General features: G+C 70.9%; 10 protein-coding genes and 2 tRNA genes. 9 read left to right on the top strand and 3 right to left on the bottom strand.

Annotation, left to right across the window (positions count from 1 at the left end; genetic code table 11):
* Positions 1-97: 97 nt before the first annotated feature.
* The 3 genes from fdhA to ACGIF2_RS05200 form a co-directional block, all read right to left on the bottom strand.
* Entirely contained in the window at positions 98-1,318 is a 1,221-nt protein-coding gene (gene fdhA, locus ACGIF2_RS05210) for a formaldehyde dehydrogenase, glutathione-independent (RefSeq protein ID WP_396044206.1), read from the bottom strand.
* 119 nt (positions 1,319-1,437) lie between these two features.
* Positions 1,438-2,679 carry an amidohydrolase gene (locus ACGIF2_RS05205; protein ID WP_396044203.1) on the bottom strand — a complete coding sequence of 414 codons (1,242 nt, stop codon included), beginning with the start codon at positions 2,677-2,679 and terminating at the stop codon, positions 1,438-1,440.
* 67 nt (positions 2,680-2,746) lie between these two features.
* Positions 2,747-2,817: transfer RNA gene (locus ACGIF2_RS05200), tRNA-Gly, on the bottom strand.
* 116 nt (positions 2,818-2,933) lie between these two features.
* On the opposite strand from ACGIF2_RS05200, the gene ACGIF2_RS05195 reads away from it, so the two are divergent.
* The 9 genes from ACGIF2_RS05195 to ACGIF2_RS05155 all read left to right on the top strand — a co-directional run bounded on the left by ACGIF2_RS05195 (position 2,934) and on the right by ACGIF2_RS05155 (position 12,620).
* A tRNA-Pro gene (locus ACGIF2_RS05195) sits at positions 2,934-3,010 on the top strand.
* 51 nt (positions 3,011-3,061) lie between these two features.
* Positions 3,062-3,703, top strand: a complete 642-nt coding sequence (locus ACGIF2_RS05190; protein ID WP_396044201.1) for a TetR/AcrR family transcriptional regulator — start codon at positions 3,062-3,064, stop codon at positions 3,701-3,703.
* A 32-nt stretch (positions 3,704-3,735) separates the two neighbouring features.
* Positions 3,736-6,216 carry an MMPL family transporter gene (locus ACGIF2_RS05185; RefSeq protein ID WP_396044198.1) on the top strand — a complete coding sequence of 827 codons (2,481 nt, stop codon included), beginning with the start codon at positions 3,736-3,738 and terminating at the stop codon, positions 6,214-6,216.
* A gap of 265 nt (positions 6,217-6,481) precedes the next feature.
* Positions 6,482-7,882 (top strand): trigger factor, encoded by a 1,401-nt coding sequence (gene tig, locus ACGIF2_RS05180; RefSeq protein WP_396044196.1) that lies wholly within the window; start codon positions 6,482-6,484, stop codon positions 7,880-7,882.
* A gap of 207 nt (positions 7,883-8,089) precedes the next feature.
* Positions 8,090-8,713: an ATP-dependent Clp protease proteolytic subunit gene (locus ACGIF2_RS05175; RefSeq protein WP_396044194.1), complete on the top strand. Its 624-nt coding sequence runs from the start codon at positions 8,090-8,092 to the stop codon at positions 8,711-8,713.
* Positions 8,714-8,756: 43 nt separating this feature from the next.
* Positions 8,757-9,455, top strand: a complete 699-nt coding sequence (locus tag ACGIF2_RS05170; RefSeq protein WP_396044192.1) for an ATP-dependent Clp protease proteolytic subunit — start codon at positions 8,757-8,759, stop codon at positions 9,453-9,455.
* A gap of 188 nt (positions 9,456-9,643) precedes the next feature.
* On the top strand, positions 9,644-10,933 hold the full coding sequence (gene clpX, locus ACGIF2_RS05165) for an ATP-dependent Clp protease ATP-binding subunit ClpX (RefSeq protein ID WP_396044190.1): 1,290 nt from the start codon (positions 9,644-9,646) through the stop codon (positions 10,931-10,933).
* 46 nt (positions 10,934-10,979) lie between these two features.
* Entirely contained in the window at positions 10,980-11,297 is a 318-nt protein-coding gene (locus ACGIF2_RS05160) for a chorismate mutase (protein ID WP_396044188.1), read from the top strand.
* Between the two features lie 126 nt (positions 11,298-11,423).
* Positions 11,424-12,620, top strand: a complete 1,197-nt coding sequence (locus ACGIF2_RS05155) for a Vms1/Ankzf1 family peptidyl-tRNA hydrolase (RefSeq protein WP_396044186.1) — start codon at positions 11,424-11,426, stop codon at positions 12,618-12,620.
* Positions 12,621-12,624 lie beyond the last annotated feature (4 nt).

Raw genomic sequence — 12,624 nt, 5'->3', positions numbered from 1 at the left:
GGGGGGGGGGGGGGGGGTGGGGGGGGTGGGGGTGGGGGTGGGGGGGGGGGGGGGGGTGTTTCCCCCCCCCCCCCCCCCCCCCCCCCCCCGACGCCGCTCAGACTGCGGCGAGGTATCCGTTCGGGTTGAGCACGTACTTGCGGGCAGCCCCGGCGTCGAACTCGGCGTAGCCGGCCGGTGCCTGGTCGAGCGTGATGGCGACCGCGTTGACGTTGTCCGCGATGTGCACGCGGTCGCCCAGGATCGCCATCATCAGGCCCCGGTTGTACTTCATGACGGGGCACTGGCCGGTGGTGAACGACAGCGACTTGGCCCACCCGGTGCCGAGGCTCAGGGACAGCGAGCCGATCTGGGCGGCCGCGTCGATGCCGCCCGGGTCGCCGGTGACGTAGAGCCCGGGGATGCCGAGGGCGCCTCCGGCGGCGGTGATGTCCATCAGGGAGTTGAGCACCGTCGCCGGCGCCTCGTGCCCGGAGTCGTGCCCGTGGCCCTTGGCCTCGAACCCGACGGCGTCGACCGCGCAGTCGACCTCGGGGACGCCGAGGATCTGCTCGATCTGCGAGGCGGGGTCACCCAGGGAAAGGTCGACGGTCTCGCAGCCGAAGCTGCGGGCCTGGGCCAGCCGGTCGGCGTTCATGTCCCCGACGATCACGGCCGAAGCACCCAGCAGCAGCGCGCTGGTGGCCGCGGCGAGACCGACCGGACCGGCGCCCGCGACGTACACCGTCGACCCGACCCCGACGCCGGCGGTCACCGCTCCGTGGAAGCCGGTCGGGAAGATGTCCGAGAGCATCGCCAGGTCGAGGATCTTCTCCATCGCCTGGTCCTTGTCCGGGAACCGCAGCAGGTTCCAGTCGGCGTACGGCACGAGCACGAACTCGGCCTGCCCCCCGACCCAGCCGCCCATGTCCACGTAGCCGTACGCGCTGCCCGGGCGGTCCGGGTTCACGTTCAGGCAGACGCCGGTCTTGCGCTCCTTGCAGTTGCGACAGCGCCCGCAGGAGATGTTGAACGGCACGGACACCAGGTCGCCGACGTGGATGAACTCGACGTCCTCACCGACCTCGACCACCTCCCCGGTGATCTCGTGGCCCAGCACCAGGTCCGCCGGTGCCGTCGTGCGGCCACGGACCATGTGCTGGTCGGATCCGCAGATGTTGGTCGCGACCGTCTTGAGGATCGCGCCGTGCGGGACCTTCCTCCCGATGTTGGCCGGGTTGACCCCTGGCCCGTCGTGCAGCTCGAAGTCGGGGTAGTCGGTGTCGATGACCTCGACGACTCCGGGGCTCTTGTAGGCAACGGCTCTGTTGCTCGGCACGGTGCTCCTCCTCGTTCGGCGGGTCGCCCGCCGTCGGGCGGCTCCGTGTCTGATTCAGACTAGTTTGTCCCTCTCGGGGGCGGCACCTCGGAGCGGGTTCTCCGACCGGGGAGGTTCGCTCAGGCGGTCGGCAACCACGTCCTCGCGGCGATGACGAGGGCGCGCACGCCGATCGTCAGGGTCGGGTCGATGACCGGTGCGTAGTGCGGCGAGTGGTTGGACGGCACCTTGCGCAGCGCCGGGTCGCTCATGTCGCCGGTGGTGAACAGCGACGGGTCGGTGCCGCCGAGCAGCCAGTAGGACAGCGGCGCGCCCGCGGCGGTCGCCAGGATGCCCACGTCTTCGCTCCCGGCTCCGGCGCCCGGGTCGAGGATCTTGTCGGCTCCCAGCCATGCGGCGAAGGCGTGCAGCGTCTTCTCGAGCGCGGCCGCGTCGTTGACGACGACGGGGAACCGCTCGATCTCCGTGATCGTCGGCTCGCTCGGCGCTCCCGAGGTCGTGGCCTCGCCCCGGACGATCCGGTCGACGGAGGACAGGATGTGCTGACGCACGGACTCGTCGTAGCTGCGGATGTTGAGCTGCAGCTCGGCCTCGCCGGGGATGACGTTCGCCGCGTCGCCCGCGTGGACCGACCCGACTGTCAGCACGGTGGTCGCCGTGCTGGGGATCTCTCGGGAGACGATCGTCTGCAGACGCAGGATCGTCGCTGCAGCCATCACGACGGGGTCGACCGAGGCCTCCGGCATCGACCCGTGCGCCCCTCTGCCGACCAGGTGCACGCGCAGGGAGTCGGAGCCTGCGTAGGACGCACCGGGGTGCCCGGCGATCTTCCCGGCCGGCAGCGGTGCCACGTGCTGGCCCAGCACGACGTCGGGCTTCGGGACCTTGGTGTAGAGGCCGTCGTCGACCATGGCCTGCGCACCGGCGCCGAGCTCCTCGGCGGGCTGGAACACGACGACCAGGGTGCCGGACCAGCTGTCCGTGCCGGTCGAGAGCACCTGTGCGGCCCCCAGCAGGCACGTCGTGTGCAGGTCGTGGCCGCACGCGTGCGCGACGGGGACGACCTTGCCGCTCTCGTCGGTGGCGGTCGCGGTGCTCGCGTAGGGGAGGCCGGTGTCCTCCTTGACGGGCAGGGCGTCCATGTCGGCCCGGAGCAGCGCGACCGGTCCCGGCCCGTTCTTCAGGACCCCGGCGACGCCGGTCTTCCCGATCCCGGTGGTGACGTCGAACCCGAGATCCCGCAGCCGGTCGGCCACCATCCCGGCGGTCCGCTGCACCTGGAACCCGAGCTCCGGATGGCTGTGGATGTCTTTGTACAGATCGACGAGCGACGGATCGACGGTGATGTCGTCAGCAGCCATGAGAAGCCCCCTGTCTCAGGCTCTCAGGCTAGGCAGGGGATCGATCGAGGGCGAGTCGTGGACGGGGAGCGGGTGAGGAGAATCGAACTCCCGTAGCCAGTTTGGAAGACTGGGGCTCTACCATTGAGCTACACCCGCGCGGCCGGCACGGAGCCGGGCTGCGGCCACAAGGGTAGCGGTTCCGAGGTGGTGGTCGCGAAGTCGCGTCCAGCCGTCCCTCCGACCAGGGCCTGCGCACTAGACTCGCGGGCGCACGGGATGTGGCGCAGGTTGGTAGCGCGTCCGCTTTGGGAGCGGAAGGTCGTGGGTTCGAATCCCGCCATCCCGACCAGCAGGGCCGCATCTGATTGCACCCAGTGCAACGCGGACGTAGTGTCGCGGCGTGACCGAGCCCGCGGCGAACCCCCGCGACGCGCTGAAGGCCCGCCACCGGTGCGCGATCCTGCAGGCCGCCACGGGCCTGATCGCCGAGCGCGGCGGACCACGGTTCAGCGTCGACGAGCTGGCCGAGCGTGCCGGCATCGCCCGCCGGACCGTGTTCAACCACTTCACGTCGATCGACGACGTCGTCCTGACCGCGTGCACCCAGGTCCTCGCCGTGGTGGTCGAGAACTTCCAGGCGGCCGCCGCGGCCACCCCCGTCGGTGACGGCAGCCGCTCGGCGATGTTCGAGGAGATCGCCCAGACGCTCCGGTCCACCGACCTCGTGACGGCCATCGCCTACCTCTGGCCCGCCCTCGGTGGCGGCGCGGCGGACGACCCACGGGCGAGGCGGCTCGTGCACGAGGCGTTCTCCCGGATCTCCGAGCAGCTCGCGGCCGAGGCCATGCGCCGGAACGCGACCGCCGACCCGCTCGACGTCGAGCTGATGGTCGCCTCGCTCATGAACGGTCTCGTGGTGATCGCCGTGCACTGGATCCACCGCACCGACGCCGCGACCGACGACGACTCCCGCGCAGCGTGGCGCGAGCTGATGGACCGCCTCATCACCTCGGTGCGCACCGGCTACATGCCGGTGGCCTGAGCTGTCCGCCACCACCCGGAAGAACAGAGAACATGGCTGAGCTGCTGTACAGACTGGGGCGTCTCTCCGCCCGTCGTGCCTGGGTCGTGGTCGCCGCGTGGGCGGTGGTCGTCGCACTGGCGGCCGCCGGGTTCGCGGTGGGTCAGGGCACGCTGACGTCCGCCGTCAGCATCCCCGGCACGGCGACCGCGCAGGTCACGGACGCACTCGCGGAGAAGTTCCCGCAGGCGAGCGGTGGTGCCGGGACCGTCGTCTTCCAGACGGCCGACGGCTCCCCGTTCACGCAGGAGCAGCGCGACGCGATCGCCGGCGTGCTCACCGATGTGGCGGACCTGGACGGCGTGAGCGCGACGATCGACCCGTTCGCCTCGCAGGCCGAGCTCGACGGGCAGACGCAGCAGGTCGCCGGTGCGCAGCAGCAGCTCGCGGACGGCCAGGCGCAGATCGACGAGGGCCGGCAGCAGCTCGAGGCGGGTCAGGAGCAGCTCGACGCCGCGCGGGCCCAGGCTGAGCAGGCGGGCATGCTCGCGCAGGTCAGCCCGACCCTCGACGCCCAGCAGGCGCAGATCGACGCGCAGCTCTCCGTCCTCGAGCAGGGGCAGGCCGAGCTCGACGCCCAGCGCGTCGCGCTCGAGCAGGGCGCCGAGCTGGTCGACATGGCCTCGGCCCTGCGGACCGTCTCGGAGGACGGCAGCACCGCGCTCGCGACCGTGCAGTTCGACGCGAGCCTCATGGAGGTCCCGGCCGAGGTGAAGGAGGAGGTCGGACAGGTCCTGTCCGACGCGTCGGTCGACGGCGTCGAGGTGGCGCTGTCGAGCGAGATCTCGCAGAGCATCCCCACGATCGGCGGGGTGGGGGAGCTCGTCGGTGTCGTGATCGCCGCCGTCACGCTGTTCGTCATGCTCGGCACCCTGATCGGGGCCGGTCTGCCGCTGCTCAACGCGCTCGTCGGCGTCGGGGTCGGCGTGATGGGCGCCCTGGCGTTCTCCGGCACGGTCGACATGCTCTCGGTCACCCCGATCCTCGGCGTGATGCTCGGCCTCGCGGTCGGGATCGACTACTCGCTGTTCATCCTCAACCGGCACCGCAACCAGCTCCGTGACGGCGTCGAGCTGCACGAGTCGATCGGCCTGGCGAACGGCACCTCGGGCAACGCTGTGGTGTTCGCGGGTTCCACCGTGCTCATCGCGCTGCTGGCCCTCAACATCAGCGGGATCCCGTTCCTGGGCCTGATGGGCACGGTCGCGGCCGTCTGCGTCGCCGTCGCGATCCTGGTCGCGATCACGCTCACCCCGGCGCTGCTCGCGATCATCGGGCCGCGCATCCTGCCCCGGCGCACCCGGAGCACGGCCCGCACCGCCCCGGCGCGCGTGCCGATGAAGCCGATGTCGACGGTGCGTGCGGTCCTCACGCTCGTCGCCGGCGTCGTGGTGCTCGCGGTCGTCGCGCTGCCCGCGCTGTCGATGCGGCTCGGGCTGCCCGACGGCTCCGCGGAACCCGTCGAGTCCTCGCAGTACCAGGCGTTCAAGATCGTCGAGAAGCAGTTCGGCGCGGGGCTCAACGGCCCGCTGCTGGTCGTCGCCGAGCTCCCCGCGGCGATCGCGGAGGACGACCTCCTCGCCGAGCAGGTCGCGGTCGGGCAGCAGCTGATGGCGGTGGACGACGTCCGCGCGGTCGCCCCCATCGGTGCGTCGCAGGACGCGACGATGCTCGCGTTCCAGGTGATCCCCGACGAGGGTCCGACGAGCGAGTCGACCGAGCAGCTGGTCCGCGACCTGCGGGACCTCTCACCGCTGGCCGGTGACGTCGAGCTGGGCGTCGCGGGAAACGCGAGCGGGAACATCGACATCTCCGAGAAGCTCGCGGGGGTCCTGCCGCTCTACCTGGCGGTCGTCGTCGGCCTGTCGCTGATCATCATGATCTTCGTCTTCCGGTCGATCCTGGTCCCCGTGACCGCGACGCTCGGGTTCGTGCTGTCGCTGTTCGCGGCGTTCGGCGGCATCACCGCGATCTTCCAGTGGGGCTGGCTCTCCTCGGTGTTCGGGGTCCACGACCCGGGCCCGATCCTCAGCTTCCTGCCCATCCTGCTCGTGGGCATCCTGTTCGGGCTCGCGATGGACTACCAGCTGTTCCTCGTCTCCGGGATGCGCGAGTCCTACGCCCACGGCGTCCCGGCGCGGCTCGCCGTCCGGCGCGGGCTGCACGCCGGCAGGACCGTCGTGGTCGCCGCCGCGATCATCATGATCTCGGTGTTCGCGGGCTTCGTGTTCGCCGACTCCGCGATGATCAAGTCGATCGGGTTCGGCCTCGCGTTCGGCGTGCTGCTCGACGCGTTCGTGGTCCGGCTGCTGCTCATCCCCGCGGTGATGCACCTGCTCGGCGACGCCGCCTGGTGGCTCCCGGCCTGGCTCGACCGCATCCTGCCCAACGTCGACGTGGAGGGTGCCGCCCTCGAGCGGACCCACCCGCACCCGACGCACCCCGTGGACGAGGCCGAGCCGGCCCGGGCCTGACACCACGGGTCGACCCGGCGAGCCGACAGCTCATCGGGTCGATCCGCGGTGGCGTCCTCGCACGTGGACCCCGGACCCTGCGGGGCCGCACGTGGCAGCGGGGGAGTGCGGTGCCGTAGGATCGACGGGCCGGTGCGCGCGTCCTGTTCTTACCCGCACGCGCCGCCGCGTGCCCCGCGAAGCAGCGAACGTCCGCCTCGTGGCGTGCGTCTGCGACCAGGCCGGAGAATCCGGCGCACCACCCGAGCAGTTGGAGACCACTGAAGTGAAGAGCGCCGTCGAGAGCCTGGACGCCACCAAGGTCAAGCTGACCGTCGAGGTGTCGTACGACGAGCTCAAGCCGAGCATCGACCACGCCTACAAGCACATCGCCGAGTCGGTGACGGTGCCGGGCTTCCGCAAGGGCAAGATCCCGCCGCGGATCATCGACCAGCGCGTGGGTCGCGGTGCGGTGCTTGAGCACGCCATCAACGAAGGGCTCTCGGGCTTCTACGCCGAGGCCGTGCGCGACAACAAGCTGCGCCCGCTGGGTCAGCCCGAGGTCGAGGTCACGAAGGTCCCCGAGCTCACCGAGGCCGAGGGCGAGCTGCACTTCACGGCCGAGGTCGAGGTCCGCCCCGAGATCACGATCCCCGCGCTCGACGGCATCACGCTGACGGTCGACGACGTCGAGGTCACCGACGAGGACGTCACGGGCCGCCTGGACGCGCTGCGCGAGCGCTTCAGCACCCTCGTGGGCGTCGACACCCCCGCGGCCGAGGGCGACTTCGTCGTGCTGGACCTCGAGGCGAAGATCGACGACGAGCAGGTCGACTCGGTCTCGGGCATCAGCTACCAGATCGGTTCGGGCAACATGCTCGAGGGCCTCGACGAGGCGCTCACGGGCCTCTCGGCCGGCGAGACCACCACGTTCGAGACGGCTCTCGCGGGCGGCGACCGTGCGGGCGAGACCGCCCAGGTGACGGTCACGGCCACGACGGTCAAGCAGCGCGAGCTTCCTGACGCGGACGACGACTTCGCCCAGCTGGCGAGCGAGTTCGACACGCTGGCCGAGCTGCAGGACGACCTGCGCGAGCAGGCCGCGCGCATCAAGGCCTCGAACCAGGCCGTCCAGGCCCGCGACCTGCTGCTCGAGCAGCTGCTCGCCGCCGCTGAGATCCCGGTCCCGGTCGGCGTCGTCGAGAACGAGGTGCACCGCCACCTCGAGGGCGAGAGCCGCCTCGAGGACGACGAGCACCGCGCCGAGGTCACGGAGCAGGCCACCACGGCCCTGCGCAACCAGATCCTGCTCGACACTCTCGCCGAGAACCTCGAGACGAAGGTCAGCCAGAGCGAGCTGCTCGACTACCTCGTGAGCGCGTCGCGCCAGTACGGCATGGACCCGAACACGTTCATCCAGACGATCGACCAGCAGGGTCAGATCCCCGCGATGGTCGGCGAGGTCGCGCGCTCGAAGGCGCTCGCGGTCGCGCTGCGTCAGGTCACCGTCAAGGACGCCTCGGGCAACGAGGTGGACCTCTCCGAGTTCATCGGCTCGGACGAGGAGGACGCGGCGGCTGACGCCGCCGACGCCGCGACCGAGGCCGCCGCCGCGACCGTGGCGGACGACGAGTCGGACATCGTCTTCGACGACGAGACGGCCGCGGACGGCAAGCCCCAGGCCTGATCGTCAGCAGACCCGACGAGAGCCCCGCGCCCCTGTGGCGCGGGGCTCTCGTGCTGTCCGGCGCCGTGTGTGCGCCGTCAGCGAAAACGCTGCCCGCGGGGACGTTCGGGGCGGGCGCTCCGCGTTAGGGTCGCAGCACGTGCAGGGGTCAGGTCCGGACCAAGGGGTCCGGGGTCTCGACCGACACAGTCTGACGAGGGAGCCTTCGTGAACGACCACACGCCGGGGATCGCCCGGGCCGACTCTGCGGGGCTCGGCCTCAACGACAGCATCTACAACCGGCTGCTGCGTGAACGCATCATCTGGCTCGGCACGGAGGTTCGCGACGAGAACGCGAACGCCATCTGCGCCCAGATGATGCTGCTGGCAGCCGAGGACCCTGAGAAGGACATCTGGCTGTACATCAACTCGCCCGGTGGCTCGATCACCGCAGGCATGGCGATCTACGACACGATGCAGTACATCGGCCCGGACGTCGCCACGATCGCGATGGGCATGGCCGCCTCGATGGGGCAGTTCCTGCTCTCCTCGGGCGCCAAGGGCAAGCGTTACGCCACGCCGCACGCCCGCGTGATGATGCACCAGCCCTCGGGCGGCATCAGCGGCACGGCCACGGACGTGCGGATCAACGCCCAGCTGATCATGCACATGAAGAAGGTCCTCGCGGAGCTCACCGCGGAGCAGACCGGCAAGAGCGCCGAGCAGATCAACGCGGACGCAGACCGCGACCGCTGGTTCACCGCGACCGAGGCGCTCGAGTACGGGTTCGTCGACCACGTCGTGACGACCTCCGGCTCCGTCACCGGCGGCGGCGGCACGGACAACTCCTGACCGCCGCGCCGACCGACCACCGCGAGACACGAGGAGACACCCAGTGAGCATCGAGTCCCAGTTCATGGCCCGCGCCGGGCGCCTGGACGGCCCCGGCGGCATGGCGACGTCGCCGAACGGGCGGTACGTGCTGCCCCAGTTCGAGGAGCGCACGGCCTACGGCTTCAAGCGCCAGGACCCCTACACCAAGCTGTTCGAGGACCGCATCATCTTCCTCGGCGTGCAGGTGGACGACGCGTCGGCCGACGACGTCATGGCCCAGCTGCTGGTGCTCGAGAGCACCGACCCGGACCGTGACATCACGCTGTACATCAACTCGCCCGGTGGCTCGTTCACCGCGCTGACGGCCATCTACGACACGATGCAGTACATCAAGCCGCACGTGCAGACGGTCTGCCTGGGCCAGGCGGCCTCGGCCGCCGCGGTGCTGCTCGCCGCGGGCACCCCGGGCAAGCGGCTCGCGCTGCCGAACGCCCGCGTGCTCATCCACCAGCCCGCGATGGAGAACGGTGGCTACGCGCAGGCGTCGGACATCGAGATCCACGCGAACGAGCTGATCCGCATGCGCGAGTGGCTCGAGGAGACGCTCGCGCACCACACGGGCCGTGCGGTCGAGCAGGTGCGTCAGGACATCGAGCGCGACAAGATCCTCACGGCCTCGCAGGCGCTCGAGTACGGCCTGGTGGACCAGGTGCTCGCCTCGCGCAAGGGCGCAGCGGCCACGGTCGTCGAGCCCAGGTGACCGACCCCGACCGGGCCCGCACACCGGGCCCGGTCGGGACACGCCACCTCCGGTGCGGCCCGGCGGGCTGACATCACGCCGTCGGTGGTGTGCAATGGGGGAAGCACGGTCAAGCGTCCAGTTCGACGCGGACCGCGGATGACGCACCGCCCGCCGGGCGAGGTGCGACACGAGGGAAGGGGACGGACGTGGCTCGCATCGGGGACGGGGCCGATCTCCTCAAGTGCTCGTTCTGCGGCAAGTCCCAGAAGCAGGTCAAGAAGCTCATCGCGGGGCCAGGGGTCTACATCTGCGACGAGTGCATCGAGCTGTGCAACGAGATCATCGAGGAAGAGCTCGCGGAGGCCACCGAGCTGGGCATGGTCGACCTGCCCAAGCCCAAGGAGATCTACGCGTTCCTCGAGGAGTACGTCATCGGGCAGGACGCGGCGAAGCGTTCGCTCGCGGTCGCGGTGTACAACCACTACAAGCGCATCCAGGCGGGGGAGCTCGCCCGCGGCGCGCAGAGCACCGCAGGGCAGGACGCGATCGAGATCGCGAAGTCGAACATCCTGCTGATCGGCCCCACGGGCTGCGGCAAGACGTACCTCGCGCAGACCCTCGCCAAGATGCTCAACGTGCCGTTCGCGATCGCCGACGCCACCGCGCTGACCGAGGCCGGCTACGTCGGTGAGGACGTCGAGAACATCCTCCTCAAGCTCATCCAGGCCGCTGACTACGACGTCAAGAAGGCCGAGACGGGCATCATCTACATCGACGAGGTCGACAAGATCGCCCGCAAGAGCGAGAACCCGTCGATCACGCGTGACGTCTCGGGCGAGGGCGTGCAGCAGGCGCTGCTGAAGATCCTCGAGGGGACCACGGCGTCGGTGCCGCCGCAGGGTGGGCGCAAGCACCCGCACCAGGAGTTCATCCAGATCGACACCACGAACGTGCTGTTCATCGTCGCGGGCGCCTTCGCGGGCCTCGACGAGATCATCACCTCGCGGGCCGGACGGCGCGGCATCGGCTTCGGCGCCCCGCTGCACTCGGCCGACGACGCCGACGTGTACGGCGAGGTCATGCCCGAGGACCTGCTGAAGTTCGGGCTCATCCCCGAGTTCATCGGCCGCGTGCCCGTCATCACCACCGTCTCCCCGCTCGACCAGGACGCGCTCGTGCGGATCCTGACCGAGCCGCGCAACGCGCTCATCAAGCAGTACCAGCGCATGTTCGAGATCGACGGCGTCGAGCTCGAGTTCACCGACGACGCGGTGGCGGCCATCGCCGACCAGGCGCTGCTGCGCGGCACCGGCGCGCGCGGGCTGCGGGCCATCATGGAGGAGGTCCTCCAGCAGGTGATGTTCGAGGTGCCGAGCCGTGACGACGTCGAGCGTGTGGTCATCACGCGCGAGGTCGTGCGGGAGAACGTCAACCCGACGCTCGTCCCGCGTGAGGCCCCCAGCACCAAGCGGACGCCGCGCGAGAAGTCGGCCTGACGGTCACCCGCCCCGGGCTGTGCACCGCCCGGCCTAGGATCGCTTCGTGAACGACGAGACGACCCCTGCGCTGCCCGCCGACCTGCTGCGCCTGCGCGGCAGCATCGACAACATCGACGCGGCGCTGGTGTACCTGCTCGCGGAGCGGTTCAAGGCGACGCAGCAGGTGGGCGTGCTCAAGGCCGCCCACGGCCTGCCCCCGTCGGACCCTGGTCGCGAGGCCCGGCAGGTGGCCCGCCTGCGCTCACTGGCGCACGAGGCCGAGCTCGACCCGGTGTTCGCCGAGAAGTTCCTGGCGTTCATCGTCGAGGAGGTCATCCGGCACCACGAGGAGATCGCGAACGGGCCCGTCGCGCCCGAGTGACACCCGTGGGGCGCCCCGCTGTGCGCAGTGGCGCCCCCTCCTGATGTGGCGGAGGGTGGAGAGGTCAGCACCTGGTCACGGGGACCGTGACCAGGTTCACCCTCGTCCCCCCGGAGGCGCTGCTCCATGGATCTGCACTGGCTCAAGCCGTTGCTCGGCCGACCCGCCCCGTTCACCACGGTGTACCTCGACTCGACGGCGGCAGACACCGCCGGTGGGAGCGACGCCCTCGACCGATGGCACCAGCTCCGACGTGACCTGGAGGTGCAGGGAGCCCCGGTGTCGGTCATGGAGGACATCGGCGAGCTGGTGTCCCAGCCGACCGGTGTCGCGGGCGCGCACGGCCGGGTCATCGTCGCCGACGCCGAGGGTGTGCGGGTCGACAGGATCCTCGCGGCCCCGCCCGCGCAGTCGCAGGCGACCCTGGGGCTGGTCCCGGTGCTGCTGCCCGCTGCGCAGGCCGCCGACGAGTCCACCCGCTTCCTGCTCGTCGAGGCCGACCGGCAGGGCGCGGACCTGAGCTGGTCAGACTGGTCGGGCGCGAAGATCGGCGAGGCCGAGGTGGTCGACGGCGACCACGACGTGCTCCACAAGGTGCGCGAGGGCGGCTCGTCGCAGCGGCGGCTCGAGACCCGCGCCGAGGACTCCTGGGAGCGCAACGCAGAGGTCGTCGCCGCCGAGCTGGACCGCGTGGTGAGCGAACGCGTCCCCGAGCTGGTGCTGCTGACCGGGGACATCCGGGCGGTGGGTCTGGTCCGGGAGGCGGTGGGTCAGCACGTCCGCGAGCGGCTGGTGGTGGTCCCCGGCGGCTCGCGGGCCGACGGGGTCAACGGGGACGCGTTCCGCGCGAACGTGGAGGACGCGCTGCGGCTGCACCGGATGCGACGCCGCGAGCAGGTGCTCGAGCAGTACCGCACGGGGACCGGCCGTGGTGAGGGTGCAGCGACGGCCCTCGCTGACGTGGTGGATGTGCTGCGCCGCGGTCAGGTGAGCGAGCTGGTGGTGGCGCGCGGCGCGGTGGCTCCCGGGGCTGTGCTCCGCGAGCGTCAGCTGTGGATCGGCCCCGACCCGCTCGACGTCGCGCTCACGGGCGAGGAGCTCGCGTCGATGGGGGTGCAGGGCGAGACCCGGATCGTCCCCGCGGACGTGGCGCTCGTGCGTGCGGCCGTGGCGCAGGACGCCGGGCTGACGTTCGCCGACGACGGGTCGATCGAGCTGGTCGACGGCGTGGGCGCGGTGCTGCGGTGGACCGACAGCTCGACCCCGAGCGCCTCGGTCCTCAGCCAGTCGGCCGACACCGCCCGGCTGCGCAACGTCGGCTGATCCG

The sequence above is a fragment of the Cellulomonas sp. P22 genome, assembly GCF_044392165.1.
This window is presented reverse-complemented; position numbering and strand designations above follow the sequence as displayed.

Coding starts and splice junctions, on each gene's coding strand:
- ACGIF2_RS05185 (WP_396044198.1), top strand. CDS start 3,736: ATGGCTGAGCTGCTGTACAGACTGGGGCGTCTCTCCGCCCGTCGTGCC.
- ACGIF2_RS05155 (WP_396044186.1), top strand. CDS start 11,424: ATGGATCTGCACTGGCTCAAGCCGTTGCTCGGCCGACCCGCCCCGTTC.
- ACGIF2_RS05205 (WP_396044203.1), bottom strand. CDS start 2,679: ATGGCTGCTGACGACATCACCGTCGATCCGTCGCTCGTCGATCTGTAC.